Genomic DNA, 26,600 nt, shown 5'->3' on the forward strand with positions numbered 1-26,600 from the left:
AGCAGCATGAACTTCCGCCGCGCCCTGCCCCTTCTCGCCGCGCTCCCCACTCTCATGCTTGCGCAACCACACGACACTCGCGGCGGCCCGCGCGTCGTGCTGTTTGAGCACCCGAATTTCCAAGGCGGCGCCATCGTCCTTTATCCCGGGCAAAGCGTGGAGAACTTCGCGCGATGGAGTTTCGACAACGGCCGCCGCGCCAACGACCGCGTCACCTCCATCCGCGTCGAAGGCGGCGCCGAAGCCATGGTCTACATCGACGCGAATTTCCGCGGCGAAGCCCTGCGCGTCACCGGCGACATCCGCGATCTCTCCCGCGGCGACAACGCCATCGTCCGCTTCAACGACCAGATTTCCTCCGTCCGTGTCGACTTCCGCCGCGGCCCCGAGCGCCCGCCCGGCGGCGGACCGCGCCCGCTCCCGGCGCCCGGCCTCGATCCGGAAAAGATCGTGCGCCGCTCGTTTCAGGACGTCCTCGAACGCGAGCCGACCGAGGCCGACATGCGCCGCTACCGCAGCCTCATCATCGAGCGCGGCTACGACGAGAAACGCGTCCGCGAGGAACTCCGCCGCAGCGACGAATACCGCGGGCCCTACATGACCATGCGCCTCAACCGCGTCTACCGCGAGATCCTCGGGCGCGACGTCGATCCGCGCGGTTTCGAGAATTACCGCAACAAGATCATCGAGCACGGCTGGAACGACGACGACATCCGCCGCGACCTCCGCAACAGCGCCGAATACCGCAACCGCCCGCGCATCCAGCCCGCACCGCCGCAACCGCAGCCTCAACCGGAACCGACGGCGGCCGCGACCGAGGCGCAGAAATAATCAGCCGCCGCCCGGCAGCCGCAGGGCCGGCGTCGGGGTGCCGCCGGTGCGCGGCAGCTGGAGCACGCGGGCGTTTTCCGCTTCCTGGGCGTATTGCGCGCCGAGGATCTGCACGACCCGCGCACGCAACTTGTCAGTCGCCGCAGCCATCTGCGCCCGACGTTCGTCGTTGCTCAACCCCGGAGCACTGGCCTGCTGCATCTCGATCGGAACCGTGCGCGCCACTCGCGCGAGTTCCTGAATCTGACTCGTGGTGATTCCCGGACGCTCGGCAAAAAATGACTTCGCTGCCGAATTGCCGAGCTGCGAGCTCACGAGGTATTCCCGGTAGCGGTCCGCCCCGAGCACCGTCTGCGCCGTCCGCTGGTAGTCGTCCCACGCCGCCAATCCCGCCTGCAGCTGCGCCACCGTCTGCGGTCCGCCCGCCTGCCGCGGGTTGGCGGCCTCGTAGGCTTTCTGGGCGGCGAACAGGTCGCGAAATTCCTGCTCGCTCACGTCGACGCCGTTGAGTTGGGAGCGCACCTGGCTGGCCGCGCTGGAATTGCGGAGCTCGTATTCGAGTTTCTCCTCTGGCGTGAGCAGCGCGGCGATGTCGCGCTCCTGCTCATCCTGCAGCAGCTTCTGCTGCGCGGCCATATCGCGCGCGCCCGTGGCGCCGCCGCGCTGCGTCTGCTCGAACATTTCCTGCCGCAGGTCGTTGTAGTCCTGCTGGATTTTCTCCAGCGCCGAAATCTTCGCCTCCGGCAGGCCGCCGAATTGCCGGCGACGGAATCCCTCCTCCATCGGCGAGAGCGGCAGGCCGGCTTCCGCGAGCAGCGCGCGGCGCTCCTTCTGCAGGTCGCGCATCGCGCGTTGTTGCTCCGGCGTCGGCCGGGCGTTCTTCCAATACGGCGTGGCCGACCAATCGAAGATCGCCTGCTGGCGACGCATCAGCTCCTCGGTCACCAGAGACTGCATGATCGTCTTCACGAGCTGGTCCGAAAAACCCGCCGCGCGCAGCTCGGCGGCGATCTCGCGGAGATTCGCGCCCGTGCGCGGCGCGGCGATTTTCTCGCCGAGCCTGGCCGCCGTGGCCGCCAAGCCGGCTGCGGCGGGCGACTCCTTCGTGGCTCCGGACACCACCGGCGTCGAGGTGGACGCGGTCGCGCTGACCGTCACCGATGCGCGACGCAATGCGACGAAGCCGAGGGTCGCGTTGGCGACGACGGAGAGAGCGAGCAGGACGAGGAGGGCGGAGCGATTCATGGGAGAGGTGTTCAGCCTTTCGGCGGGGTGGCGGCGGGAGTCGGACGTGAGCGCGGAAAGTTGCCGAAGGCAAATCCCAGGCCTTGCTTTCGATACGCGTCCGCGGCGGCGGAACCGATCAAGGCTTCAAGCCGCGCATTCAAATCGGCTCCGGCTTTGGTGGCTTCCTCGAGAGTCACCCCGCCGCCGGAACTCGCGCGCTTGCTGAGATCGGACTGCCACGCCTGCGCCTCGCCCTGGAGCTTGTAGAGTTCGTAGGTCTGCGCGGGCGTGATGGTCGGGTATTTCTCCGCGAAGCGCGCCACCATGCCGTAGTAGAAGTCCGCCGATTTCAGGTAGGTGTTGGCCTGCGCGTCGCCGAGCGTGGTGCGAACTTGGTCCACGTAGGCAAGCTGCTCCGGTGTCACGGTGCCGATAAATCCGACGAAGTTGTTGTTGTAGGGATCGCGCGCTTTCTCGAGGGCGAAGAGCGCGAGGTAAGCATCCTCGGTAAGGTTCAAGTCGCGCAGCGAACGCTGAATGCGCTGCGCGGTCGGCGACTGGCGGCGCTCGTATTCGGCGAATTCCTCCGGCGTGAGCGCGGCGGCGATGTCGGCGAGGCGCTCCTTCTCGAGGTTTTCCTGTTCCTTGCGCCGTGTCTCGGATTCCTCGCGCGTGATGATGCCGCCGTTCGCGAAGAGGTCGCCGCGCAGGTCGTCGTAGTCGCGCTGGATGCGCAGCAACGCGGTCACCTTGTCGTCGGGCAAATCGCCGTAGTCGAGCCGGCGCTGGGTCGGGTCGAGGGTTTGGACCGCCGCGCCGCCGGGGCCGACGATTTCCTCCTGCAAGCGCAACAGCTCGCGCGCGGCGTCGCTCTGACGGCGGCGTGTCTCCTTGCTCGGTGCCAGCAGCTGCCAGTGAGGCAAGCGGGCGATGTCGGCGAAGAGTTGGGTGCGCAGCGTTTCGCCGATCATGCGCGCGACGATCGCGGGCGGCACGCCGGCGGCGCGCAGGTTGGTGGCGAGAGCGCGCAGGGCCTCCGGCGAGTTGCCCGGATTGGTCCAGACAAAGGGCCGCTCGGTGCCGGGCGCGAGCAAGGGTTTTTCGGCGGTGCCGGCGGACGCGACGGTTTTATTCCCCGCGGCCGAGATGGCCTGACGGTCGAGCGGCGACGGAGCGGTTAGCGCGGCGCGGGAGGGCGCGAAGGCGAACCAGACGTTCAGTCCGACCGACGCGGCGAGCAAGGTGAGGAGGAGGCGATTCATGGCGTGGGTTCCTCAGGGGCGCGGCGGCACGGCCGCGGCGGGCGACGTGGTGCGGCGGATGGTCGGTGGGTTGAAAACGCGGCCGGTCTGCGTCTGCCGGAATTCCGCGGCGGCAGCGGAGCCGAGCAGGGCATCGAGCCGGTTGTTCCAACCCGCATATGCTGCCGTGATGGCGTCGGGGGGCGGCGTGGAGCGGAACAGCGTCGTGCGGGTCGCCTCCAGCTCCGCCTTGAGCGAGCTCACCTGATAGGCGACGGGGGCCGTGACCTGCGGGTATTTGGCGCTGAGGTTCAGGGCAGTGCGGTAGTCGGCGTCGGTGGCGGCGAGGTATTGGTAGAAGCGGTCGTCGTTCAGGACGCCTTTCACCGCTTCGTTGTAGGCGGTTTGGGCGGCGCGGCGCTGCTGCATCATCTCGGAAGTGACGAGTCCCGTGAGTTGCGGATTGGCGGCATCGAAGGCCTGCCGGGCGGCGTAGAGCGTGGCGAACTCGTCGGGGCGGAGGTCGATGTTGCGCACGGACGAGGCGACCTGACGCGCGGTGTCGGAGTTGCGGAGGTCGTAGGCGGCGAGTTCGTCGGGCGTGAGGATTTTCGCGAGGTCCGCGCGCTTCTCGTCGGTGAGCAGCTTCTGCTCCTTCTGCTTGGCGGCCCACTCCTCCGCGGTGAACGCGCCGTTGCCCGTGGCGCGGTAGCTGTCGGTCACCATCTCGGAGTAATCGCGCTCGAGCGCCGCGATGGCGTCGATCTTCGCGTCCGGCAAATCGCCGTAGCGGCGCGCGCGGGCGACGGGGTCGAGCCGCGCGGAGAGTCGGCCGTCGGGGCCCGCGAACTCCGCGGCCTTCGCCTCGATGCGACGGTAGATTTCCTGCATCTCCTTGCTTTGTTCTACGACGCGGCGCTGCCAATACGGCGCCGACGCCAGCGGACTCGTGGCGAGCTCGCGGGCGGAATAGAGTTCCTGCACGACGGCGTAGATCAACCGCGACGGCACGCCCGCCGCGCGGAGCTCGTCGGCGAGTCGGCGGAAATCGTCATCGCTCTTCGGCGCGCGCCAGACGAAGCCCTTCGACAGGGCGGCGGCGGACTTACCCTTCTCCGACGCGGCGGCCGCGACCGTTTCGGCGTCCTTGATCGGGGCGGCGGCGCGGGAGGTGGTTGTCGTCGCAACGGCGGCTGGCGCGGCCGGCGAATTTCCGGGGCTGGAAGCGCGCCCGGCGCGAAGGAACCAGGCGTTCGCGGCGAGCGACAGGCCGAGGAGGACAACAAGCACGAGACGTTTCATGGCGGGGTGAAAACGCAGCGAGCCGGCCCAAGCTTCCGCGTCGTCGAGAGATTCGCGAGTGACGCGCTGCTTGTCGAGCGCGGGGCGCGTCAGGGTTTGGCAGCGGAGTTGAAAATCCTCCCGGTCCGGGTCTGGCGATAGGCCGCGGCGAGTTGCGGACCGAGCAGGGCGTCGAGCTTCGCTGCGAACGGCGCGAGCGCGGCGCGGCCCTCGGGCGTATTGGCGAGGTCGGAATTCCGTCCCGGCGCGGCGGTCGCCGCCACCGCGGTCATCGCGTCGAGTTGCAGCCGGTAGAGTTCGTAGGATTGTGCGGGCGAAACGGACGGATTGGCGCGGGCGAATTTCGCGGTCTGGCCGAACAGCGGATCCGTCTTCTCCAGGTAGCTGTAGAAACGGTCGTCGTGCAGGATGGCGCGGACTTCCTCCGCCGGCGCTGCCATGTCGCGAACATAGGCGATGAATTCCTCCGCCCCCTCGGTGCGCGGGAGATCGGCGAGCGTCCGGCGTTGGAGCGCGTAGAGCGCGTTGTATTCCTCCTCGGAAATCTCGATGTCGCCGAGGCCCTCGATCACCTTGCGCGCGGCGCGCGATTGGCGGCGCTCGAAATCCTCGAACTCCTCCGGCGTAAGCATCGCGGCGATGTCGCGCTCCTTTTCCTCCTCGAGCAGCCGGATGCGCGCGCGGCCTTCGAAAGTCTCCAGCGCGTCGTCGCCGTCGGCGTTGCGCCGCTGCTGCCAGTAGACCTCGCCGTAGTCGCGTTCGATTTTCTCGAGCGCGACGATTTTCTCATCGGGCAACTGGCCGAAACGCGCGGCGCGATAGATCGGATCGAGTTCGTGATCGTCGTCGCGCCCTTTGAAAACCTGCGCCTCCATTTCGTGGATCTCGCGCTCGAGCTTTTCGCGCGCCGTCTTCGATGCCAAGCCATCGCTGAACTGATGCCAGAAAGGCAGCTTGCCGAGGTCGCTCGCGATGCGCTTCGACTCATAAATCGACGAAAGGACCATCATGCGGATGCCGCGCTCCGGAAAACCGGCGGCTCGCAATTCCTCCACCAACGCCCGCCACTCAGCATTCGTGCGCGGTCGCCGCCAGACGACGCCCGGCTTGGCTGCCTCCGCGTCGCTCGCAGAGCCGGCGCCGGTGCGACGCGCCCGGTTCGCGAGGGTCGCCTGATCGCCCGCTGACGGGCGCGTCTCCGCGGCGTCGATCGGCGGTCGCTTCAACTGCCATTGGAGCAACAGCGCGATGTTAGCGATCACGCTCAGGGCGAGAACGAGGGCGAGCAGTTTGGTTTTCATCGCAGCGCGACGCGCGAGGCCCGGAGCGCGATCATTGCCTGACTCACAACGCTAGCGTCCGCGTCTCGCCGAAGTCGAGTGCGGTGAAATCTTCCTCGCCCACACCATGCGCGGCGCGCGCGGCGGCGAGGGCGCGGAGAGGTTCGTCGATGGCTTCGTTGGTAAGCTGGAAAGTGCCGAAGTGCATCCCGAGGCTGCGGCGCGCGCCGAGCGCGAGGTGCGCGCGGACGGATTCGTCGGGGTTCATGTGCACGGACGCCATGAACCAGCGCGGTTCGTAGGCCCCGATGGGCATCAGCGCCAGCGCGGGTGCGCCTAATTTTTCGCGGATCGCGGCGAAGTGCGGGCACCAGCCGGAGTCGCCGCCGAAAAACACGTCGCCCGCATGCGTGTGCAGCAGGAAGCTGCACCAGAGAGAGCGGCCGGCGTCCCACGGCGCACGCGCAGCGAAGTGCTGCGCCGGCGTGGCGGTGACGCGCAAGACGGACGTGACCTCGGCGTTTTGCCACCAGTCGAACTCGGCCGCCGGCGCGACGCCGCGCGCCTCGAGCCAGGCGCGGTTGCCGAGCGACGTGACAAAGCGCGGCCGCCGCTCGCGCGCGAGCCAGCGCAGCGTGGCGAGGTCGAGGTGGTCGTAGTGGTTGTGCGAGACGAGCACGACGTCGATCGCGGGCAGCTCTTCGAGGCGCAGCGCCGGCGGACGCGCGCGCTTCGGACCGAGCCGGCCGAACGGTCCGGCGTGGGTCGCGAAGACCGGATCGGTCAGCACCGTGAGCCCGTCGAACTGGAGCAGGAAGGTCGAGTGGCCGATGAACGTCACCGCCACCTCGCCGGACGCGACACGCGCGGGCAACGCGGGGTGCCGCGGCGGCGGCACGTTCTTCGGCCAGCGGTGAAACTCGTCGCCCGTGAGCTGTTGCCACCACCACTTGGGGAGCGAGGTAAACGTGAGCGGACGAGGTTGCGGCGGCGGGTTGAAAAAGCGCTCGCCGTCGCAGTGATCGCTGACCGGGAAGCGCGGCGCGCGCGGCATGTTCAGCAACCGTGGCCGAGCTTTGCCCTGGCCTGTTCCCAGAAATCCAACAGCGCACGGAAATCCTGCTCCTTGGTGCCGCTGTGGATGATGTAATCGTAAGTGAAGCGCTCGCTCATCTCCAGTTCGGCGCTTTGCAGGCGGCGCGCGAGTTCGTCTTCGGTGATGGCACCGCGCCCCAGCATCCGTTGTTTCAACACCTCAATCGAATCCGGGGCGACGAAGATGGTGACGATTCGACCGGAGAGACGCGGATCCTTCGCGGCAGCGGCGCGGACGCTGCGCACGCCTTGCACATCGATGTTGAGCACCAAATTGGTGTGCGGAAGCCGGTCGATAACCGATGATTTCGGCGTGCCGGAGCGCTGCTGGCGCTGGTGAATGTAGGCCCACTCCAGGAACTCTCCGGCGGCGAGTTTCGCATCGAACTGTTCCGGGGTGAGGAAATGGTAGTCGCGCCCATTTACCTCGTTGGGGCGCGGCGCGCGCGTGGTGGCGGTGATGACGCGTTCGAATTTGGGCACCTCTGCCACGAGGCGGTCACAGAGCGTGCTTTTGCCCACACCGGCGGGTCCGGCAAGGATGAGCAACACGGTCGCACTTTGGGCCATGGCTCAGTAAGTGAAAGCGGCGGCGGCCGTGGCGAGCCCGTAAACCAGCAGAACCGCACCGAGCACGCGCGGTCGGCCGGGTCGCTTGAAGAGCCAGTCGAAGAAATCGCGCAGGCGGAACGGTGCGGCCGCGAGGTAAAGCGCCGCGGCGAGCGCCACGTAGACCGCCGTGACCATCAGCAGGCGCTGCGGATGCTGCCACTCCATGTAGGCCGAATAGAGCAGCGGCTCGGCGGCGAGCAGCGTCAGGATCGAAAGCCCGCGCACGGCGAGGAAGTCCGGCGCGTAGATGAAGGCCAGCACCGCGAGCACGCCAAACGCCATCATCACCGGCCAGGGATTTTGAAAGAAGATCAGGTCCGCCTCGCCGAGCTGCGACACGCGCCAGATGAACCAGAGCGAGCCGCCGCCGAAAAACAGCCACGCGCCGCGCTGCGAGCGCGGCAGGGCCTTGAGCGTCGAACTGACGCGCGGATCGCCCCACGCCAGCAACGCGCCGCAGAGCGCGAGAAAGAGACCGGGCAGGAGCGTGGCGAGGAAGAGACTCATAGGCGCGAAGCGCAGTTGAAGGGAAAGTTGAAGTTTAAGTTGGCCGGGGCGACGAGCGGAAAGTCAGGAAACAGGCGCGTGGACTTAAACTTCAACTTTCAACTTAAACCCCGGCGAGCGCCAGCTCGCCGTAGAGCACGGCGGTGGAGACGCGGTTGATCTTCACCGGGACCAGCTCGCCGATCAGGCGTTCGTGCGCCGGGAAGTGCACGATGCGGTTGCCGCGCGTGCGGCCCATGAATTGCACGCCCTTCTTGTCCGGACCTTCGACCAGCACTTCCTGTGTCGTGCCGAGCAGCGTGGCGTTGCGGCGGTCGGAATTCTGCTCGAGCAGGCGCAACAGGACTTGGTTTCGCTCCTCCTTCACCTCGTCGGGCACCTGGTCGGCCAGCTCGGCGGCGGGCGTGCCGGTGCGGATCGAGTATTTGAAGACGTAGGCCATGTCGTAGTTGCAGGCCTCGAAGAGCGCGCGCGTCTGCTCGAAGTCCTCCGCCGTCTCGCCGGGAAAACCGACGATGATGTCCGTCGAGAAATACATGTCCGGCCGCACGCGGCGCAGGTCGTCGACGATCTGCCGGTAGCGATCGCGCGAGTAGGGCCGGTTCATCAGCTTCAGGATGCGATCGCTGCCGGACTGCATCGGGAGGTGGACGTATTCGCAGAGTTTCTCGAGGCGGCCGTAGGCGGCGACGAGGTCGTCCTTGAAGCCGCGCGGGTGCGGGGAGGTGAAGCGGATGCGGCGGATGCCGGGAATGGCGTTCACGCGCTCGAGGAGTTGCACGAAGGGGCTCACGCCGCCGGTGTGCTCGTAGTCGCGCCGGCCGTAACTCGTGACGATCTGGCCGAGGAGCGTGATCTCGCGCACGCCGCGATCGGCGAGTTCCTCGCACTCGCGCACGATCTCGTCCATCGGACGCGAGCGCTCGTCGCCGCGCGTTTTCGGCACGATGCAGAACGCGCAATCCATGTTGCAGCCCTGCTGGATCGAGACGAAGGCGGTGACCTGTCGGTCCTCGAGGACGTGCTCGCGGATGGTGTTCTGCGAACCGGCCTCTTCGGCGATGTCGACGATGCGCGTGGGCAGCACGGCGCCGGCGGCCTGCGCGGCGCGGAGGTTGTCGAGGTGGTCGGGGACTTGGTGGAACTTCTGCGTGCCGACGATGAGGTCGACGTCCGGCAATGCGTCGAGCAGCGCGGCGCCGCGGTTCTGCGCCATGCAGCCGAGGATGCCGATCACGAAGCGCGGGTTGCGCTTCTTGCGCTGCGCGAGGTAGCCGGCTTTGCCGATGGCCTTCTGCTCGGCCATGTCGCGCACGCTGCAGGTGTTGAGCAGCATGACGTCCGCGCTGTCCTCGTCCGCCACGATCCGATAGCCGCGCGCGCGCAGCATCGCCGCGACAGCCTCGCTGTCGCGCTCGTTCATCTGGCAGCCGTAGGTTTTGATGAAAACGCGGTTCATTTAATCACGCCGGAGCCTTGGCGAAGGCGGACCCGTGGAGGGGCCTAGCTACCCGGAACGGTGGCGCGGTCAACGCGGGAAACGAAACGCATTCGCGGTTGTCCTGCACCAGGTGGCGCTTCAAATGGCGCCCGCTCGCTCCGCCATGAAAATCCTCCGCGTCCTGCCGCTGCTTTTCGTCGCCGTCATGGCCGGCGCGCAACCGGCCCAGCCCGCACCGGCGAAACCTGCCGCGCCGGCGGACCCGGAGATCGACCTCGACGCGCTTTATCAGCAGGGCAAGCAGCTCTTCGACGACTACGCGCCGCCCGAGATCAAGCGGGAGTTCTATTTCCCTTCGCCGCAGGAATGGGACGCCTTCGCCACGCGCCTCCAGGCCGCGCTCGATCAAGACGACCTCTCCGCCCTCGCCGCCTACGAACCCGAGGCGCGCGCCGCGCTGAAGGCGCTGCAACTTTTCCCCGACTACGCGGACTACGCCGAGTGGCTGGAGGAGCGTCTCGACTACATCCAGGCCGCCAGCCTCGCGGCCCGGCAACCGGGTTACACGCTGCCGCCCAAGCCTCCGGTGTTGAAACCCGGCCAGCGCCCGCCGCTCGCGACGCCCGACGTCCCCTATTTCAATCTCTGGCTCTCGCGCCTGCGCACGCGCCCTGCGCCGGCACGCGCGGCGCAGTTGCTGCCCGTCGTGCGCGCGGCCTTCGCCGCCGAGGGCGTGCCGGCCGACCTCGCGTGGCTCGCGGAGGTCGAATCGACCTTCAACCCCTCCGCGCGCAGCCCGGCCGGCGCGCGCGGGCTTTATCAATTCGTGCCCGCCACCGCGAAGAGCCTCGGCCTGAGCACGTGGCTGCCCGACGAGCGCACCGATCCGGCCAAGTCCGCCCGCGCCGCCGCGCGCTACCTGCGCACGCTGCACGGCAAGTTCGGCGACTGGCCGCTCGCCCTCGCCGCCTACAACGCCGGCGAAGGCCGCGTCCGCCGCCTGCTCGCGGCGAAGAAGGCGAACTCCTTCGCCGCCATCGCCCCGAGCCTGCCGTCGGAGACGCGCATGTATGTGCCGAAGGTCCTCGCGACGCTCCAGGTGCGCGCGGGCGTCGCACCCGCGCAACTCGCCGCACCACACGCCGGTTGAGCGCGCGCGGCCGCCGGTTGCGCGTCGGTGCGTTTGAAAATTTCCCCTGTCGCCGCGCACGCGACCGCCGCCGGCCGCCCGGCTGATTCGGGGTTGTCACCGCTCGAACCGCGCCCAAATCATCCGCTCACATGCGTCTCCGCATCATCGCGCTGCTGATCGTTCTCGCCAGCGGCATCGTTTCCCGCGCCGCCGAGGCCGAGGCCTTGCTCATCGTCCTGGGCGATCAGCACTCCGCCTACGACCGCACAGCACAGGTCGTCGGACTCGTGGACCGCTTGCGCCTGAAAAACCCCGACCTCCCCGTCGCCGTCCTGCTCGACGGCGACACGATGGAATGGGGCAACGTCATCGCCCGCCGCTCGCACGGCGCGATCGATTTCGAGATGATGCACGAGCTGGCGAGCCGCGTGCCGACCTTCCTCAACCTCGGCAACCACGAGCCGGAGTTCTACGACGTCGCCGAGACGGTCAAACGCGTGCGCGCCACCGGCGTCGTGCCGCTCAGCAATCTCCGCGAGCGCGGCACCGGCCGCTACTTCACCGATTTCGCCGTGCGCCTGAAACTCGGCCGCGTGGACACCGTGCTCGTCGGCCTCACCACGGACCGCCTCGGCACCTTCCGCATCGCCGTTCGCCCGCAACTCGATCCCTACGACCCGGTCGTCTGGGGCCGCGCCAACCTCCCCGCCCTCGCCAAGCAGGGACCGCTGATCGTGATGAGCCACGCCGGACTCGATGCCGACCGCGAGCTGCTCAAGATCGTGCCCGACGGCACGCTCTTCGCCGGCGCGCACGACCATCTCCGCTTCGTGCACCAACAGGGTCGCTCCGTCTACTTCCACAGCGGCTGCTGGAACAGCCATGCCTCGCTCGTGTGGCTCCGCCGCGGCCTCGGCGGCGCGCTCCTCTGGAAGGTCGATCAGGTCGAGATCGGCGCCAACTCGCCCGCCGACACGCCGCTGGCGGCGTTCATCGCCGCGACGCGCAAACGCCACGTCGAACCCGACGACCTCGCCGCCGTGGGCAAACTCCCGCAAGCGCTCCCGCCCGCCGACGCCGCGCGCTTCGTCGTCACGGCGCTGCGCGACGCCGCGCATGTGGACGCCGCGTTCATCGGCAACACGACTTTCGGCGCCGGCCTGCCCGCCGGGCCGGTATCGCACCTCGCCCTCGATGCCTGCGTCCGCTTCGACGGCACGATCTTCGCCACCGAGATCGACGGCGTGCAGCTGCGCGAAATCGTCGCGCGCGCCAACCAGACGATCAACACGCCCTTCGCGGAGCGGCAGAGCGGCTTTCTCGTCGCGGTCGCGCCGGATGGCATCGCCCCCGACCGCCGTTATCGCATCGCCACGACGGATTGGGGCGCACGCAACTCCGTCGCGTATTTCGGCGCCGCGCTGAAGTGGCAGGAGATCCCGGACCTCAAACTGAAGCCGCTCGTCATCGCGGCCCTGCCGGAGCACGCGCGTTGAGCGGCAACGTCCGCGCCACACCCCGACCTTCCAGTCGGGCCCCGCGCTCCCCGCGCCCTGCTCAAATCTCGTCCACGTAGCCGTGCTTCATCGCGTAGCGGACGAGCTCCGCGGGTTCGCGCATGCCGAGCTTGTCCTTCAGCGAGGTGAGATGGTTTTGGACCGTCTTCACGTTCATGCCGAGCCGCTGCGCGATCACCTTCGTGTTCTCGCCGCGGGCGTAGCCGCGCAAGACCTCGCGCTCGCGCGGCGTGAGCGGGCTCGTCGCGGCGCTCTCGTTCACCACATGCTCGGCGAGCAGCCGGGCCGCGGCCGGGCAGTAATACGTCTCCCCGGCCAGCACGCGCCGCAGGCCATCGCGGAACACGCCCAGATCCGATCGCGTCATCACGAAACCCTGCACGCCGAGATTCGCCGCCTCGCGCACGATCGGCGCCTGCTCACGCGCGGAAAGCATGAACCAGCGCGCCTGCGGCAACCGCGGCGAAAGCCGACGGACGACATCGCCGCCACGGCCGTCGGAAAGCGTCGAGCCGACGATGACGAGGTCCGGCAACGCCTCCTCCGCCGTCAATAATTGCTCTGCTTGGGCGACGGATCCGGCCTGCGCGACGATCGTCAGGCCTAATTCCGTCGTCAGCATTTGTGCGAGCAATTGGCGGATAATTCCGTGCTCGGTGACCAAAGCGATCCGATGATCTGACATGAACAAGATGGGAGGAGAAACGGCTCTCCCGCACGGCGCCGTCTCATTAAAGGGCAGGAAACAAAAAATACCGACCTGAGATTTCCGAGCCCGAATCGCCTGATTTCGGTGGGAATTTCCGGAACTTAAGGCAGGAGGATTTCCCGATGCTTGCTCCGGCGAATCGCACGCCATGCACTCGTCCGCCACGCGAAGCAGCTTTTATCCTCGGCGCCGGAATCCGCGCGCCACAGCGGCTTTTGCCTCCGACATTGTTCCACGTCGCCCCAGCGCGCTGCGGACGGGCCGGAAGCTCCCCGCGCCTCCGTTGCCCGGGGAATTTTATTGGCGCACCGTCGCTGCGTGCGCTTGGCTGCGCGCATGGGATTCTTCGACCGCTTCGCCGCCAAAAAGCCCGCCGCATCCGCGCCCGCACCGGGCCCCGCCAGCGCATCGCGCGCCCCCGGAGAAACTCCCGCCGCCGCTCCCACGCCCGCCGCGCTCGCCGGCGGCGTCCTCCCGCAACTCGCCGCCGCCAAGGCCCGCCTCGCCGACCGCGATCTGCCGGGCGCGATGGCGATCTACGAAGCCGTCCTCGCCGCCGCCGGCGATCGCGCCGACGTGCTCCTCACCATTTCCGCCGATCTCGGCGTCCACGGCCACATCCGCGAGCTGATCGAGCTCGTCGCCCCGCGCTACGACGCCGACCGCCACGGCCCGGGCCCCGGCCTCAATCTCCTCCAAGCCTACCTCGCGGTCCGCTCCCCCGAAGCCGCCCAGCACCTCCTCGACCTGCTCTTCTCGCTCAACAAACCCGAACTCGAAGCGCGCCTCATCGGTTTCTCCCGCGCCCTCGCCGAACTCTCGCTCGAGGAATCCGCCCCCGCGCCCGACGTTGAAGCCGGCACGAAGATCAGCCTCGTCAGCATCAGCAAACCCATCTGGTTCTACGGCCTCGAGGCCCACGCCGCCACGCTCCTCCCGACGAAGGAAGGCCGCGCGCGCCGCGTCGCCTTCGCCCAATGCGCGCTCCTCGGCGAGACCGATCTCATGGCCCGCGCCGCACAACCCGAGGACGCCCTCGGCCGCTTCACGCGCGGCCTGCCGCTGTGGCTCGCGGAGACCTTTGCCGCCAGCGCCGGCTACGATCCCATCGCCGGCATCGGCCTCTTCGCCCCGCAACACTACGCGCTCTTCCCCGCCGAGTGGACCGCCGACAACATCCGCCAGCTCGACGAATCCGCGCACGGCGGCCTCGATTACGTCGTCACCTTTGGCCTCAAGGCCCGCAACGCCGACTACGAACTCGTCGCGCGCATCTGGGAGGTGAAGAAATTCCGCGAGCTCAAGAAACTCACCACCCGCTGGACGCCCGCCGACGCCAACGCCGTCCTCGCGCAATTCCACGCCCAGCTCCAAACCTACATGGAATGGCAGCCCGCGGCCGGCGGCCTCGCCTACGCCGCGCCCGCCGCGCCGCTCGACTACGTGCAGGCGCTCGGCGGTTCGCTCACGCTCTTCCTCGGCGAAAAGCAGATGCTCTCTGCCGAACAAATCGCTGTGCCCGCCGCACTCTTCCTCAAAGCCGCGCAGAGCAACCCCGCCGACCCCCGCGCCCAAATCGCTCTCGTCACCGCGCTCCAACGCCTCGCCGCCCGCGGCGCCTCGCCCGACGCAGCCGCCCTCGCCCACGCCCGCGCCTGGCTCGCGAGCGAAGCCGCCACCCGCGCCGGAGTCGGTGGCATCGCCCTCTGACGGAGCTTCAGCCCGGTGGTCGCCGCGATCCCTCGCGGCGACCAGAACTCCCCCCCGCGCCTGCCGTGCTCGCATCGCCGCCGGGACGGCGACAACCACCTCGAACTCCCGTCCGCGAAGGTTCGGGTTTGCGCCGGTTTTTGACGCACGCTCACGCGCGCAGTCGGCGCACGTCCGACGTCTCCACAGCCAGCCGTGGGGTAACCTCGGGATTTGGACCGGGTCACGTCCTGCTGCGACATGCCGCCCACGACCTACTTCTTCGCCACCGCGAGCTGCCCGCAACCGGCGGCGATGTCGATGCCGCGACGCTGGCGCACTGTGCTCGGCAGGCCGTAGCTTGCGAGGATCTCCTGAAAGCGCTTCGCCGCCTCGCGCCCCGTCGGCGCGCCGTCGTAGCCGGTCGTCGGGTTGAGCGGGATCAGGTTCACCTGCGCGAGCTGACCTTGCAGCAACCGCCCGACAGCGTGCGCGGATTCCGCGGTGTCGTTCTTACCCTCGATCAGGGTCCACTCGTAGAAGATGCGCCGCTGTTGCTTCGCGATGTAGGCGCGGCACGCGTCCATCAACTCGTCGAGCGGCCAGCGCTTCGCCGCCGGCACCAGCGCCGCGCGCTCTTCCTGCGTCGCACCGTGGAGTGACACCGCGAGGTGAAACGGCCGCTTCTCCTCGGCGAGGCGCAGGATGCCGGGCACGACGCCGACCGTGCTGAGCGTGATTTTCTTCGCGCCGAGCGCGAGACCGTTGGGATCGCGCAGGATGTCGATCGCCTTCATCACCGCGTCGTAATTGTGCAGCGGCTCGCCCATGCCCATGAGCACGATGTTGCGCAGGCGCTCGTGGCGCTCGTGCGGCGAAGCGCTCCCGGCCTGCGCGAGCGCGGCGTCCGGGCCGATGCCGCGCAACACCGCGTCGACATGCATCGCCTGCGCCACGATCTCGCCGGCCGTGAGGTGGCGCACGAAACCCATTTGCCCGGTCGCGCAAAAGACGCAGCCCATCGCGCAGCCGACCTGCGAGCTGATGCACGCCGTCACGCGGCCCGTGTAGCGCATCAGCACGGTCTCGATGCGCCGGCCATCGCCGAGCTCGAGCAGGTATTTGCGCGTGAAACCGTCGCTGCTGTGCGTCTCCGCCGCCGTGGCATGGCGGCCGAAGACCAGCTCGCCCTCCGCCTTCGCGCGGAAGCGTGCCGGCAGCTCCGTCATCGCGCTCCAGTTCTCCACTCCTTCGAGGTAAACGTAGGCCCACAGCCGCGCCGCATGCACCGAGGGAAAACCTCCGCGTGACGCCAGCGCGAGCAGCTCGTCGCGCGTGAAGTCGTAGAAATTGGCCGGCAGCGTGGGCATCCGCGCTGACTTCTGCGCGCTCGCCGCGCCCGCGACAAGACCCGTCTCACCCCGGCGCTGAAAGCTCGCAATACGAGCATTGGGATTTGCTGGCAGCGGCGGTTTGCCAAGCCGGGCAACTCGCCTAGCCTGCCCGCATGGCTCCACGCATCGTTCTGGCCGGGGGCACCGGCTTCATCGGCGCCGCGCTCGCCCGCCGCTTCCGCGAGCGCGGCAGCGAGGTCGTCGTGCTCACCCGCTCCGCGCCGCGTCGCCGCGGCGACGGCGTGCGCGAGGTGCGCTGGAGCGGGCAAACCACGGGCGACTGGGCGCGCGAACTCGAGGGCGCGCGGGCGGTGATCAATCTCGCCGGCTCCACGATCGACTGCGTGCACACGCCGGAGAACAAGCGGCGCATCCTCGAATCCCGCCTTGATTCCGTGCGCGCACTCGGCGCGGCGGTGCGCGCGTGCGCCACGCCGCCAGCGGTGTGGGTGCAGACGAGCGCGGTCGGCATCTACGGCAACACCGGGGCGCGCTGCCCGGAGAACGCGCCGGCCGGCTCGGGTTTCAAGGCCGATGTCTGCGCGCAATGGGAAGCGGCCTTCGCCGCCGAATGTCCGGCGACCGTGCGCGGCGTGGTGCTGCGCGTCGGCGTCGCGCTCGGGCGCAAGGCCGGCGCCTATCCGCCGCTCGCGCGGGTGACGCGGGCGTTCCTCGGCGGGACGGCGGGCAGCGGACGCCAGGGCATCAGCTGGATCCTGCTCGACGATTTGGAGGAGATTTTTCTCCGCGCGGTGAATGACGACGCGATGCGCGGCGCCTACAACGCCTGCGCACCCGAGCCGGCGAGCAACGCGGATTTCATGCGCACCCTGCGCGAGGTGCTCGGGCGGCCGTGGGCGCTGCCGGCGCCGGCGTTCGCGATCCGGCTCGTCGCGCCGCTCGTGATGAAGACCGACCCGAGTCTGGTGCTCGAAGGGCAATTCGCCGTGCCCGCACGTCTCGAGGCAGAAGGCTTCCGGTTCAAGGCGCCGCGGCTCAGGTCGGCGCTGACGGCCCTGGCGGATTAGTCGGGCGGGCACCGTGACCGCGGGCCGCGCGCGTTGGCGCGCGCTCCTGCATGGCGCGCGCAAGCGCACTGCCTACCGATCGGCCCCGAAACCCGCGCACGGCCTCCGCCCTTTGTCACCTGATAGGTGACAAATGCCGCGAGCGGACGCCGGGGTTTCAAACCGAGTATTTGCTCCGCGCCGGGTCGCAATCGGGCATGCCTTCGTAGGCGTGCACCGAGCCGGCGCTGTCGGCCCAGAGCGGCAGCTGCGTGTCGCGGATTTTCTTGGCGTGGCAGATCTCGTTCTGCACTTCCGGGTCGCGGCCTTGCAGCATGAGGCGGTTGAGCGCCGCGTAGGCGATGTCTTCGGGCTCGACGTGCAACAGCTTCGCGAGCCGCAGCACGGGATGCATCTCGGCGTCTTCGAGATGGATTTTGATGGCGGACATGGCGTCCTCCTTTCGGGGTTGGAATCGGAGTCTACTCCCGCCGGTCCAGCGCCGCTGCGCAGGGATTGCGCAAACCTGATGCTGTCGCGTTGCCTTTTGCGAGGCGGGTCGCAGCTTGGCGGCATGATGGATTGGGCGAACCGGTTTCTGCAGGCCTTCATCCCGCTCTTCGTGGCGATCGACCCGATCGGCCTCGCGGCGATCTTTCTCGGCCTCGGGCAAAATCTCCCGCGCGAACGCCGCCACAAGATCGCGGATCAGGCGATCTGGACGGGTGGGTTGGTGGCGCTCGGGTTCCTGTTTCTCGGCACGTCGATTTTCGCCGCGCTCGGCATCTCGGTGAGCGATTTCCAGATCGCGGGCGGACTCATCCTGTTCGTCATCGCTGCGAAGGACCTGCTCTCGTCGGCCAGCGAAGGCGAGAAACTCCCCGAGGATTTCGGCGTCGTGCCGCTCGGCATGCCGCTCATCGCCGGCCCGGCGTCGATCACCACGCTGCTCGTGCTCGCGCAGAACGCGACAGTCGGCGTCGCGGCCACGCTCGCGGCGCTGGTCGTGAATCTCGTGCTCGTCGTCTTCGCGCTGCACTACAGCGAGTGGCTCGGCCGCAAGATCGGTCCCACCGGCATGCGCGCCATCTCGAAGATCATTTCCATGCTCCTCGCCGCCATCGCCGTCGCGATGATCCGGCAAGGGTGGCGCACCTGATGAAACTCCCCGCCCTCGGCCTCGCGGCCGCGCTCCTCGTCCCCGCCATGGCCACCGAACCCGCCGCGTTGCAGGCCGTCGTCGATCGCGCGGTCGCCGACACCCGCGCGGAATTCACCGCCCCCGAGCTCAAGGCCGACCAGCTCGCCGTGACCGTCGTCGACCTCCGCGGCGCGACGCCCGTGCACGCCAGCTACCGCGGCGACGCGCGCATCTACCCGGCGAGCGTGATCAAACTCTTCTTCGCCGCCTACGCGCACCGCCGGATGGAGGACGGCCAACTCGCCGACACGCCCGAACTGCGCCGCGGCATGCGCGACATGATCGTCGATTCCTACAACGAGGCGACGAGCTACGTCGTCGACGCCATCACCGGCACGACGAGCGGTCCCGAGCTGCCGCCGGATGAGTTGGCGGAGTGGAATGCGCGACGCGGCATCGTGACGCGCTATTTCGCCGACCACGGCTACGCCAATGTTTACGCGCAACGAAAGCCCTGGGGCGAAGGTCCCTACGGCCGCGAAAAACAGGACATGGAGGCGCACCCGCCGGCGCGAAACTACCTTTCGACCGACGACACCGCGCGCCTGCTCGTGGAGCTCGCCCAAGGCCGCTGCGTCTCGCCCGCGCGCTCGGCGCAAATTCTCGAGCTGATGCGGCGCGATCCGTTCAAGCACAGCGATGATCTCGACTCGCAGGACGTGGGCTTCACCGGACCGGCGCTCTCGCCTGGCATGAAACTCTGGGCCAAGGCCGGCTGGGTCAGCTGGGCGCGCCACGACGCCGCGCTGATCGAGCTGCCCGACGGCGGCCGCGTCGTGATCGTGACGTTCACCGACGGGCGCGAGCACGCGAACAACCGCAAAATCATCGCCGCCGTCGCGCGGCGGGTGCTGGGGAATTTGCCGTGACGGGGCGACCCGGTCGCGATGCGGCGGCCGCGGAAGGCACCTGCAGTGCCGTGCGAAAAAGCCGGGTAACCTAATAGGCTACCCGGCTTGAAAAGATTCGCGGCGCTGAGCCATCGTGCGCTCAGTTCGCGCCGTGCTCGAAGAGCTGGCCGTCGATCACCGTGCCGACGCAGTGGCTGGTGTATTCGAAGGGGTCGCCGTCGTAGAGCGCGAGGTCGGCATCCTTGCCCCGCTCGAGCGAACCGGTGCGCTGGGCGATACCGAGGATTTTCGCGGCATCGATCGTCACGCTGGCGAGCGCGGCATCGAAGCCGAGGCCTTTGCCGGCCGCGACGGCGGCTTCGAAGAGGACGACGCGCGTCTTCGGCACGTAGCTCTCGTAACCGCTCTGGATCGCGAACGGGATGCCGGCGGCGTGGAGTTTTGCGGCGGTGTCCATGGCGAGATTTTCCGCGTCCTCGTTGGCGCGGGCCATCGTGGGATGCAGGATCACGGGGAAACCGCTCGCCTTGATCTGGTCGAGCACGAGGTGCGCGTCGGCGGCGCCATCGAGCACGATCTTCAGGTTGAACTCCTTCGCGAGCCGGAGCGCGGCGAGGATGTCGAGTTGCTTGTCGGCGTGGATAAGGAGCGGCTGCGAGCCGTCGAGCGCGCGGAGGAAGGTCTCCGCCTTCAAGTCGCGCGGCGGTCGCTTCGTCTCGTCCTTGGCGTCGCGCTTCCTTGCGTATTCCTGGGCCTTGATCAGTTCGGCGCGGAGCATGGCGACGGCCTTGGCGCGCGTGCCGGGGGATTTGGGCCCGCCGGCCGCCGCGCCGCCGGTGGGACCTTCGGCGCGATTCAACGCGGCGTTGCCGAGCGAGACGGCGGTCATCGCGGCGGGATTGATCACATCCTCGTCGGATTCGCGGCCGAGCGTCTTCACGATCATCGTCTGGCCGGACACGAGCGTGCCGGGGGCGTGACCGGTGTTGACGGTCGTCACGCCGAAGCCACGCACCCAAGCGACGAGCGGGTCCTGGGCGTTGTAGGCGTCGAGCGCGCGGAGTTCGGGCTGCACGGCGGCGGAGCGCTCGAGCATGTCCTGGTCGTGCGGCTGATTCAGCAAGCCGGAGAGGCCGACGGTGGCGCGGGCGTCGATCAGGCCGGGCGTGGCAACCTTGGCGCGGATGACGCGGTGATCGGCGGTGTAGGCGATGTCCTTCGCGGGGCCGACGTAGGCGATCTTGCCGTCGCGGCCGACGAGCACGAGGCCGTCGTGGATCGGGGCGCCGGCGGCGGTGTGCAGCGTCTCGGCGAAGATCGCGAGCGGCATCGAGGCTTCGGCCTCGGCACGGACGAAGCCCGTCGCCGCCAGCGCGAGACCGAGAGATAGAGAAAGATTAAGAGAACGAGAAAGATGAGAGATCATTGGGCACCTCCGAAGAGTTGGTCGTTGGCGGCGGCGATGATGTCCCAGGCGTTGCCGAAGCAGCAGAGCTGCACGCGGCGCGGGTCGCCGGCTCCCGCGCCGCCGAGGGCGTAGAGTTTGTCCTGCGGATCGGAGAGATCGAAGACCTTGCGGCCTTCGACCCACGTCTGCTCGACGTGCGTGTAGACGCTGAGCGGATCGCCATCGAGGATGATGAAGTCGGCGTCCTTGCCCGGCTCGAGCGAGCCGATGTGCTTTTCGAGACCGAGGATCCTGGCGTTGGCGATCGTCACGGCGCGCAGGGCGCCGTCGCGCGTCATGCCGCCGCGCACCGCCAGACCGGCCGCGCGGAGGAAGTGGCGCGAATCGGTGACGCCGTCGTCGGTGTGCAGGCCGACGAGCACGCCGGCTTTCTCGAGCACGGCGGGCGTGGTGAAGGACATTTCCTTGGTCTCGAGTTTGCCGCCGGGCGAATCGATCATGATGACCGAGCAAGCGACGCCGGCTTTGGCGATTTCGTCGGCGACTTTCCAGCCTTCGGAAACGTGGTGGAGCACGACCTTGAAGCCGAATTCCTTCGCGAGCCGAAGCACGGTGAGGATGTCGTCGTGGCGGTGGGTGTGGTGCTGGACGACGCGCTTGCCGTCGAGGACTTCGACGAGTTCCTCCAAGGCGAGGTCGCGCGGCGGGAGCTTGTCGGGGTCGCCTTTGGCGCGGGCGATCTTGTCGCGATATTCCTGCGCCTTGATGAACTGCTCGCGGACGAGCGCGGCGGACTTGCCGCGCGTGCCGGGGAAGCCGCCCACGCCGCGCATGGAGTTGGTGCCGTTGGCCATCTTGAGTCCGCCGGCCATCGTGCCGTCGTCGTTCTTGATCAACAGGTCGTCGACGGTGCGACCGTCGCGGAGCTTGGCGTAGACGGTCTGGCCGCTGATGAGGTGGCCGGAGCCGGGCATGATGTTGGCGGTGGTGATGCCGCCGGCTTGGGCCTTTTGAATCGAGGGGCTTTGCGCGTCGATGGAGTCGAGCGCGCGGACATCAGGCTGGATCGGGCTCGACGCATCCGCGCCGGCCGGACCGCCGATGTGGCTGTGCGAATCGACGAGGCCGGGCATGATGATCTTGCCGGTGACGTCGCGGATTTCGGCGTTCGGCGGGAGGGCGATCGAGCCGGCGGTGCCGACCGCGACGATCTTGCCGCCGGAGACGACGAGCACGCCATGCATGATGGGTTCGCCGACGATGGGGATGATTTGCGCGCCTTGAAGCACGAGCGGCTTGTCCTGCGCGCAGGCGCTGGCGGCCAATCCCAGAAGGACCGCCAAGGGTAACACGGTTCGGAGGGACATAAAGCCCGGGAAGATGCGCAGCCGCATGGGCGCGGCAACGGGAAATCGACGAAGGCACTTGCTTCGTTGTGGACGATTCAACCTAACGCAGAGGATGTCCGCCGCGGTCCACTACGAGTCCAGAACCGGCACACCAACATCACGCAGGTATTGAAATGTCGCGTCGTAGTATTCGGGCGCACATGTCGGATCGGCGCTGTCGCCCTCTGGAACAAAGATAACCATCCCTTGACGAGCACGTGTGAGAAGCACCCGATACGCGTTCTTCAAGTAGTTCCGGTTGTCAGGCTTTTTCACGTTCTGCCATTTAGCGCCGCGAAAGTCGTGATAGCTCCAATCGGGTATTTTGAAACGAAAGTCTCCATCCCACGACACAATCGCCCAGTCCACTTCAAGTCCCTGCACTTGGAATTCCGTAGCAGCGTCCTCCAAATAGTAACTGGAACGCGTGTCATCTTTGCCATCGAGAAACCAATGGACTGGATCGGTCTTCACGCGAACATCGATCGCGTGAGGCTTGAGGCGCTGAGCACGTGACGACGCGATGAGCCCGTAGCGCTCACTCCCGCGCGCGCGTTGACGCACCCAGCTTTTTGCCAAAGCGAGATTGCGAGTCACCGCAATGGGATAGCGCTTCAATCTCGCCAGCGCCAAACGCGCGATATCCTGCTCACAATCCAGCAAGGCTTTGACGAATGCGGAAACATGTTCGGCCCGGAAAGAGCGCATCGACACCGCGAGATGGAGTTCATCGGAAAAATGCACCCTCGCGCTCTCCCGCACCGCATCAATGATTCCAGTAGCGGAATACTCGCTGTCGGTGAGCTTGGATGAAATGTGCATTTCCCAGTGAGAAAACGAGCGATTCACCGCATCCAGCCACGCTCCGATACCGGCTTCGCCTGTGTGGATTTCTTGTCCACCACCTACGAGACAAACGACAACTGCCCAGTCCTGATGTCGGTCAACGTAGGAAAGTAGATACTCGGATTCCGAATGCTGAAAGTCAGGCCGGCCTTTCTTCCGCTTCATGAAGTCTGCGGTCTTGGCCTGATTCCACGCGCGCTGCGCCTCATCGAATACCACCACATGATCCGCGGGCGGCCCATCATGTTTTCCCGCTTCGTCACGGAAATGGTGCACGTTCTGGATAAATTGCTTCACCGGATCGCTGCCCTTTGGACGCTTCTTGCCCGCCGCTTTTAACCGCGCTTTCTCATCTCGCGTCAGTGCGGCTCGGAGCACGGCGACGAGCGGGGCGTTGCCAGACAGTAACACTGCGTGCGTTGGCTCCCCTTCTCGTCGGTGTTGCGTTGCGGTGTTAAGGCCAACCAACGTTTTGCCTGCTCCGGGCACGCCAGTGACGAAGCAGATGGCTTTCTTTTTCTTGGTTCTCGCTTCGTCGATGATTGCCTCAATGCGCTTTGCCGTCCGCCCAAGGTTTTGCCGACCCGCATCAAAACAGTTGAGCGCCTCGACTTGGTGGTGTGCATAGAGGGCACGAGCCGCTTCCACGATGGTCGGGGTCGGCTTGTAGGGTGCATTCTCCCACGTAGTTGCAGCAAGTGCGGGTCCGGAGATTTGCCCGACAACCGCATCCAGCGTTTTCCGAAACTCCAGCGGGTTTACTTTTATGGGTCGATAGACTCGGTCCTGATCGCACGACGGAACACTGGTCCCTGAATCGTTCGCCGCCGTGGCAATGAGTATGGGCACGATCGCAACCTGATGACTGCCCTCATGGAAATTCTTTAAATCGAGGGCGTAGTCCCAAACCTGTTCCACGGCACTGCGCGCGAACATCTTTTCTCCGACCTTAAACTCGATCACGAAAACGACCGCGCCGATCACCAGCACGACATCAATGCGGTTCCCCATCCGCGGCACGTGGAACTCAAAATAGATCGTGCCTGCCAGACCGCGCAGGTGGGCCTTCAGAAATCTGATCTCTTCCAGCCACGCCTGAGCCTGAGTTTCGTCGACACTGAACTCCGAATGGCGTGTGAGTGCACCGAGGATCTCGTTATCCGTGACGGCGAGAAAGTCTGCGATCGACGCCGAATACCACGCCCGAGAGGAGACTGATTTTTCGGGAGTGTGCGCCACGCCGCACTATTGGCGCTCCAGCCCTAAGCGATCAAGCAAAGCGTGCGAACGACCGCAGACGATAGGCCTCCGCCAAGAAACCTCTTGTCGCCTTTCGCGCTCCTGGCCAGGTGGACTGGGCATCATGAGCCAGACCTACCTGATTCGCCTCGGAGAAAATGAGCTCGGACAGATTCTCGACGGCTTGCGGGTTCGGGAAACGACATGGCGGGCGACTGCGGAATATCACGCTTGCGGGCATCTCGCGGACGATTCGGTCGCGATCGAGGCCTGTCGCGACGAAGTGGAGGCCACACGCATCGCGGATTTCTACACCGCCATCATCCGCGACCTCGAACATCAGCGCGAAGCGCAGCGCGGTTAATTCGCCACGCGCGGCCCTCGCACAGTCGGCGGCAAAACGCGGGTAACACCGGAACGCCGTTTGACGGACGCGGGGAATCGGCGACCTTGCGCGCCTTCATGAGCGCTCCGGCCAAGGTCCCTTTCACGAAATTCCACTACGCGTGGGTGGCGGCCGGCGTGACGTTTGTCACGTTGCTGGCAGCGGCGGGGGCGCGCGCGACGCCGGGGGTCATCCTGCTGCCGCTGGGCAACGAGTTTCAATGGAGCCGCGCCACGGTGTCGTCGATCGTCTCGATCAACATCTTCCTCTACGGCCTGATGGGGCCGTTCGCGGCGGCGCTGTATCAGCGCTTCGGGCTGCGGTGGACGATGATGACGGCCATGACGTTGCTCGCGGCGGGTTACGGGCTCTCGACGCTCGCGACGCACTACTGGCAATTCGTGGTGCTGTGGGGCTGCGTCGTCGGCATCGGCTCGGGCATGGCGGCGGCTGTGCTCGGGGCGGCGGTGGCGACGCGGTGGTTCACTCAGCGGCGCGGACTCGTCATGGGGTTGCTCACGGCGAGCACGGCGACGGGGCAGCTGATTTTCCTGCCCAGCCTGGCGACGATCGTGACGGACAAGGGCTGGCGCGGTGCGCCGCTCGTGGTCGCGGCGGCGGCGCTCGCGGTCGTGCCGCTGATCGCGTGGCTGATGCGCGACGATCCACGTGACGTGGGGCTGCGACCGTTCGGCGAGACAGGGCCGGTCGAGGACCACGCGTCCGCGAAGGGCAACCCGGCCAAGCGCGCGGTGGACGTGCTGCTCGAGGCGGTGCGGGTGCGGGATTTCTGGCTGCTGGCGGGCTCGTTTTTCGTGTGCGGAGCGAGCACGAACGGGCTCGTGGGCACGCACCTGATCCCGGCGGCGTTCGACTGCGGCATCCCCGAGGTGCGCGCGGCGGGGTTGCTGGCGGTGATGGGGATTTTCGATCTGTTCGGCACGACGGCGTCGGGCTGGCTGAGCGATCGTTTCAACTGCCGGACGCTGCTCTTCACCTATTACGGGCTGCGCGGGCTCTCGCTGATTTTCCTGCCGCAAGCGCTGCTCGGACCGACGGCGGGGCTGGGCGTGTTTGCGGTGTTCTACGGGCTCGACTGGATCGCGACGGTGCCGCCGACGGTGCGGCTCACGAGCGAGGTGTTCGGACGCGAGAAGGGGCCGATCGTATTCGGCTGGGTGGTGGCGAGCCATCAGGTCGGCGCGGCGTTCGCGGCCTACACGGCCGGTGCGACGCGCACGAGTTTCGGCAGCTACGCGCCGGCGTTCATCGGCGCCGGAGTGCTGTGCGTCATCGCCGCGCTGATCGTGTTGCCGATCGGAAAAAGGAAACCGCTCGTGCCGGCGCCAGCGGCGGCGTGAGTCAGGCGGGGTTCGCGCGGAACGGCGCGGTCAATTCGTCCGGCAACGCGGGCGTCGCGCCGCGCTGCGTGCAGACGAAGGCCGCGATCGCGCTGGCGCGCTCGACGACCTCCGCGAGCGGCCAGCGGTGGAGCAATCCCATCGCGAACGCAGCGGTGAACGAGTCGCCCGCGCCGACAGCGTCGACCAGCGTGACCGGCCGGCCGGGGTGATCGGCGAATTGTCCGTCGCACCAGACGAGGCAACCGTGCGCGCCGCGGGTGTAGACCACGGCACGAAGCCGGTGCCGCTCGGCCAGGGCGGCGAGCGCGGCGCGGGGCTCGGCCGGGAGCCGGAACAGGTCGCGCAACACGGGCAGCTCGTCCTCGTTGACCTTGAGCACGTTCGCGAGCGCGAGCGACGCCTCGATCACTTCGCGCGAGTGGTAATGCTGGCGGAGATTGACGTCGAAGATCCGCAGCGCGGCCGGAGCGACGCCGACGAGCAGCGCGCGGATCGTGGCCCGCGCGACGGGATGGCGCTGGGCCAGCGTGCCGAAGCAGACGGCGTCCGCCTGGGCGACGGCCTCGCGGCCGGCGCGCTCACCGGCGAGATGATCCCAGGCGACATCCTCGTGGATGGCGTAGCGGGGCTGGCCGCCGGCGACGATTTCCACGGTGACGGTGCCCGTCGGCGCCCGCGGATCGAGTTCGAGGGCGAGCGTCGAGACGCCGAGCGCGCGCAATTGCGCGTCGAGGGCGCGACCGTCGGGATCGCGGCCGATCCGGGAGACGATCGCCGCCGCCGCGCCGAGCGCCGCGGCATGGCAGGCGAAATTGGCCGGCGCGCCGCCGAGCTGGCGTCCGGCAGGCAGGACGTCCCAGAGCACTTCACCGAGGCCGACGCAGCGAAATCGCATGGGGAGGAAAACGCGGTCAGCATGCGCCCCGACCGGACG

General features: G+C 67.6%; 24 protein-coding genes. 9 read left to right on the top strand and 15 right to left on the bottom strand.

Going from position 1 to position 26,600, the window contains the following annotated elements; all coding sequences use genetic code 11:
• The first annotated feature begins 6 nt into the window (after window positions 1-6).
• Complete coding sequence (locus KF715_11185; protein ID MBX3737246.1) at window positions 7-831, top strand: hypothetical protein; 825 nt, start codon at window positions 7-9, stop codon at window positions 829-831.
• Here KF715_11185 and KF715_11190 read toward each other — a convergent pair whose 3' ends face one another.
• From KF715_11190 to miaB, 8 genes are all read right to left on the bottom strand, one after another.
• Window positions 832-2,076: a hypothetical protein gene (locus tag KF715_11190; protein ID MBX3737247.1), complete on the bottom strand. Its 1,245-nt coding sequence runs from the start codon at window positions 2,074-2,076 to the stop codon at window positions 832-834.
• An 11-nt stretch (window positions 2,077-2,087) separates the two neighbouring features.
• Window positions 2,088-3,320: a hypothetical protein gene (locus tag KF715_11195; protein ID MBX3737248.1), complete on the bottom strand. Its 1,233-nt coding sequence runs from the start codon at window positions 3,318-3,320 to the stop codon at window positions 2,088-2,090.
• A 12-nt stretch (window positions 3,321-3,332) separates the two neighbouring features.
• Entirely contained in the window at window positions 3,333-4,601 is a 1,269-nt protein-coding gene (locus KF715_11200; protein MBX3737249.1) for a hypothetical protein, read from the bottom strand.
• Window positions 4,602-4,690: 89 nt separating this feature from the next.
• Window positions 4,691-5,902, bottom strand: a complete 1,212-nt coding sequence (locus tag KF715_11205; protein MBX3737250.1) for a hypothetical protein — start codon at window positions 5,900-5,902, stop codon at window positions 4,691-4,693.
• Window positions 5,903-5,945: 43 nt separating this feature from the next.
• Entirely contained in the window at window positions 5,946-6,935 is a 990-nt protein-coding gene (locus tag KF715_11210; protein MBX3737251.1) for an MBL fold metallo-hydrolase, read from the bottom strand.
• Between the two features lie 2 nt (window positions 6,936-6,937).
• Entirely contained in the window at window positions 6,938-7,546 is a 609-nt protein-coding gene (locus KF715_11215) for a guanylate kinase (protein ID MBX3737252.1), read from the bottom strand.
• Window positions 7,547-7,549: 3 nt separating this feature from the next.
• Complete coding sequence (locus tag KF715_11220) at window positions 7,550-8,095, bottom strand: hypothetical protein (protein MBX3737253.1); 546 nt, start codon at window positions 8,093-8,095, stop codon at window positions 7,550-7,552.
• Window positions 8,096-8,198: 103 nt separating this feature from the next.
• Window positions 8,199-9,554 carry a tRNA (N6-isopentenyl adenosine(37)-C2)-methylthiotransferase MiaB gene (gene miaB / locus KF715_11225; protein MBX3737254.1) on the bottom strand — a complete coding sequence of 452 codons (1,356 nt, stop codon included), beginning with the start codon at window positions 9,552-9,554 and terminating at the stop codon, window positions 8,199-8,201.
• 145 nt (window positions 9,555-9,699) lie between these two features.
• Between miaB and KF715_11230 the strand changes: the two genes are divergently transcribed.
• Entirely contained in the window at window positions 9,700-10,686 is a 987-nt protein-coding gene (locus tag KF715_11230) for a transglycosylase SLT domain-containing protein (protein ID MBX3737255.1), read from the top strand.
• A 131-nt stretch (window positions 10,687-10,817) separates the two neighbouring features.
• Window positions 10,818-12,164: a metallophosphoesterase gene (locus KF715_11235; GenBank protein MBX3737256.1), complete on the top strand. Its 1,347-nt coding sequence runs from the start codon at window positions 10,818-10,820 to the stop codon at window positions 12,162-12,164.
• A gap of 61 nt (window positions 12,165-12,225) precedes the next feature.
• Here the strand turns inward: KF715_11235 and KF715_11240 are convergent, their stop codons facing one another.
• Complete coding sequence (locus tag KF715_11240) at window positions 12,226-12,870, bottom strand: response regulator transcription factor (GenBank protein ID MBX3737257.1); 645 nt, start codon at window positions 12,868-12,870, stop codon at window positions 12,226-12,228.
• A 360-nt stretch (window positions 12,871-13,230) separates the two neighbouring features.
• Here KF715_11240 and KF715_11245 point away from each other — a divergent pair, with 360 nt between their 5' ends.
• Window positions 13,231-14,604: a hypothetical protein gene (locus KF715_11245; GenBank protein ID MBX3737258.1), complete on the top strand. Its 1,374-nt coding sequence runs from the start codon at window positions 13,231-13,233 to the stop codon at window positions 14,602-14,604.
• A 254-nt stretch (window positions 14,605-14,858) separates the two neighbouring features.
• Here KF715_11245 and rlmN read toward each other — a convergent pair whose 3' ends face one another.
• A complete protein-coding gene (rlmN, locus tag KF715_11250) occupies window positions 14,859-15,953 on the bottom strand; it encodes a 23S rRNA (adenine(2503)-C(2))-methyltransferase RlmN (GenBank protein MBX3737259.1) in 1,095 nt (364 codons plus the stop codon).
• A gap of 137 nt (window positions 15,954-16,090) precedes the next feature.
• Between rlmN and KF715_11255 the strand changes: the two genes are divergently transcribed.
• Window positions 16,091-17,005, top strand: coding sequence for a TIGR01777 family oxidoreductase (locus tag KF715_11255; GenBank protein ID MBX3737260.1), 915 nt, complete (start codon window positions 16,091-16,093; stop codon window positions 17,003-17,005).
• A gap of 157 nt (window positions 17,006-17,162) precedes the next feature.
• Here KF715_11255 and KF715_11260 read toward each other — a convergent pair whose 3' ends face one another.
• Window positions 17,163-17,435 carry a hypothetical protein gene (locus KF715_11260; protein MBX3737261.1) on the bottom strand — a complete coding sequence of 91 codons (273 nt, stop codon included), beginning with the start codon at window positions 17,433-17,435 and terminating at the stop codon, window positions 17,163-17,165.
• Window positions 17,436-17,558: 123 nt separating this feature from the next.
• Between KF715_11260 and KF715_11265 the strand changes: the two genes are divergently transcribed.
• Together KF715_11265 and KF715_11270 are read left to right on the top strand one after the other, a co-directional pair.
• Window positions 17,559-18,143: a MarC family protein gene (locus KF715_11265; protein ID MBX3737262.1), complete on the top strand. Its 585-nt coding sequence runs from the start codon at window positions 17,559-17,561 to the stop codon at window positions 18,141-18,143.
• Window positions 18,143-19,054 (top strand): serine hydrolase, encoded by a 912-nt coding sequence (locus KF715_11270; protein ID MBX3737263.1) that lies wholly within the window; start codon window positions 18,143-18,145, stop codon window positions 19,052-19,054. The genes KF715_11265 and KF715_11270 overlap by 1 nt, the downstream gene beginning before the upstream one ends.
• 121 nt (window positions 19,055-19,175) lie before the next feature.
• Here KF715_11270 and KF715_11275 read toward each other — a convergent pair whose 3' ends face one another.
• The 3 genes from KF715_11275 to KF715_11285 form a co-directional block, all read right to left on the bottom strand.
• Window positions 19,176-20,462, bottom strand: a complete 1,287-nt coding sequence (locus tag KF715_11275; GenBank protein MBX3737264.1) for an amidohydrolase family protein — start codon at window positions 20,460-20,462, stop codon at window positions 19,176-19,178.
• Window positions 20,459-21,811: an amidohydrolase family protein gene (locus KF715_11280; protein ID MBX3737265.1), complete on the bottom strand. Its 1,353-nt coding sequence runs from the start codon at window positions 21,809-21,811 to the stop codon at window positions 20,459-20,461. Before KF715_11280 ends, KF715_11275 begins: the two co-directional genes overlap by 4 nt.
• 111 nt (window positions 21,812-21,922) lie before the next feature.
• The gene (locus KF715_11285) at window positions 21,923-23,917 is read right to left on the bottom strand and encodes a DUF2075 domain-containing protein (protein ID MBX3737266.1); all 1,995 of its coding nucleotides are present in this window, start codon (window positions 23,915-23,917) and stop codon (window positions 21,923-21,925) included.
• 124 nt (window positions 23,918-24,041) lie between these two features.
• Between KF715_11285 and KF715_11290 the strand changes: the two genes are divergently transcribed.
• Complete coding sequence (locus KF715_11290; protein MBX3737267.1) at window positions 24,042-24,281, top strand: hypothetical protein; 240 nt, start codon at window positions 24,042-24,044, stop codon at window positions 24,279-24,281.
• A gap of 98 nt (window positions 24,282-24,379) precedes the next feature.
• The gene (locus KF715_11295; protein ID MBX3737268.1) at window positions 24,380-25,663 is read left to right on the top strand and encodes an MFS transporter; all 1,284 of its coding nucleotides are present in this window, start codon (window positions 24,380-24,382) and stop codon (window positions 25,661-25,663) included.
• 1 nt (window position 25,664) lies between these two features.
• Here the strand turns inward: KF715_11295 and KF715_11300 are convergent, their stop codons facing one another.
• Complete coding sequence (locus KF715_11300; protein ID MBX3737269.1) at window positions 25,665-26,561, bottom strand: carbohydrate kinase; 897 nt, start codon at window positions 26,559-26,561, stop codon at window positions 25,665-25,667.
• Between the last annotated feature and the right edge of the window lie 39 nt (window positions 26,562-26,600).

This window comes from Candidatus Didemnitutus sp., from assembly GCA_019634575.1.
In the GTDB taxonomy this organism is placed as follows: domain Bacteria; phylum Verrucomicrobiota; class Verrucomicrobiia; order Opitutales; family Opitutaceae; genus Didemnitutus.

What these genes read in the sequence shown, in the direction of transcription:
- KF715_11185 (MBX3737246.1), top strand. Translation starts at nt 7, where the DNA reads ATGAACTTCCGCCGCGCCCTGCCCCTTCTCGCCGCGCTCCCCACTCTC.
- KF715_11190 (MBX3737247.1), bottom strand. Translation starts at nt 2,076, where the DNA reads ATGAATCGCTCCGCCCTCCTCGTCCTGCTCGCTCTCTCCGTCGTCGCC.
- KF715_11195 (MBX3737248.1), bottom strand. Translation starts at nt 3,320, where the DNA reads ATGAATCGCCTCCTCCTCACCTTGCTCGCCGCGTCGGTCGGACTGAAC.
- KF715_11200 (MBX3737249.1), bottom strand. Translation starts at nt 4,601, where the DNA reads ATGAAACGTCTCGTGCTTGTTGTCCTCCTCGGCCTGTCGCTCGCCGCG.
- KF715_11205 (MBX3737250.1), bottom strand. Translation starts at nt 5,902, where the DNA reads ATGAAAACCAAACTGCTCGCCCTCGTTCTCGCCCTGAGCGTGATCGCT.
- KF715_11210 (MBX3737251.1), bottom strand. Translation starts at nt 6,935, where the DNA reads ATGCCGCGCGCGCCGCGCTTCCCGGTCAGCGATCACTGCGACGGCGAG.
- KF715_11215 (MBX3737252.1), bottom strand. Translation starts at nt 7,546, where the DNA reads ATGGCCCAAAGTGCGACCGTGTTGCTCATCCTTGCCGGACCCGCCGGT.
- KF715_11220 (MBX3737253.1), bottom strand. Translation starts at nt 8,095, where the DNA reads ATGAGTCTCTTCCTCGCCACGCTCCTGCCCGGTCTCTTTCTCGCGCTC.
- miaB (MBX3737254.1), bottom strand. Translation starts at nt 9,554, where the DNA reads ATGAACCGCGTTTTCATCAAAACCTACGGCTGCCAGATGAACGAGCGC.
- KF715_11230 (MBX3737255.1), top strand. Translation starts at nt 9,700, where the DNA reads ATGAAAATCCTCCGCGTCCTGCCGCTGCTTTTCGTCGCCGTCATGGCC.
- KF715_11235 (MBX3737256.1), top strand. Translation starts at nt 10,818, where the DNA reads ATGCGTCTCCGCATCATCGCGCTGCTGATCGTTCTCGCCAGCGGCATC.
- KF715_11240 (MBX3737257.1), bottom strand. Translation starts at nt 12,870, where the DNA reads ATGTCAGATCATCGGATCGCTTTGGTCACCGAGCACGGAATTATCCGC.
- KF715_11245 (MBX3737258.1), top strand. Translation starts at nt 13,231, where the DNA reads ATGGGATTCTTCGACCGCTTCGCCGCCAAAAAGCCCGCCGCATCCGCG.
- rlmN (MBX3737259.1), bottom strand. Translation starts at nt 15,953, where the DNA reads ATGCCCACGCTGCCGGCCAATTTCTACGACTTCACGCGCGACGAGCTG.
- KF715_11255 (MBX3737260.1), top strand. Translation starts at nt 16,091, where the DNA reads ATGGCTCCACGCATCGTTCTGGCCGGGGGCACCGGCTTCATCGGCGCC.
- KF715_11260 (MBX3737261.1), bottom strand. Translation starts at nt 17,435, where the DNA reads ATGTCCGCCATCAAAATCCATCTCGAAGACGCCGAGATGCATCCCGTG.
- KF715_11265 (MBX3737262.1), top strand. Translation starts at nt 17,559, where the DNA reads ATGATGGATTGGGCGAACCGGTTTCTGCAGGCCTTCATCCCGCTCTTC.
- KF715_11270 (MBX3737263.1), top strand. Translation starts at nt 18,143, where the DNA reads ATGAAACTCCCCGCCCTCGGCCTCGCGGCCGCGCTCCTCGTCCCCGCC.
- KF715_11275 (MBX3737264.1), bottom strand. Translation starts at nt 20,462, where the DNA reads ATGATCTCTCATCTTTCTCGTTCTCTTAATCTTTCTCTATCTCTCGGT.
- KF715_11280 (MBX3737265.1), bottom strand. Translation starts at nt 21,811, where the DNA reads ATGTCCCTCCGAACCGTGTTACCCTTGGCGGTCCTTCTGGGATTGGCC.
- KF715_11290 (MBX3737267.1), top strand. Translation starts at nt 24,042, where the DNA reads ATGAGCCAGACCTACCTGATTCGCCTCGGAGAAAATGAGCTCGGACAG.
- KF715_11295 (MBX3737268.1), top strand. Translation starts at nt 24,380, where the DNA reads ATGAGCGCTCCGGCCAAGGTCCCTTTCACGAAATTCCACTACGCGTGG.
- KF715_11300 (MBX3737269.1), bottom strand. Translation starts at nt 26,561, where the DNA reads ATGCGATTTCGCTGCGTCGGCCTCGGTGAAGTGCTCTGGGACGTCCTG.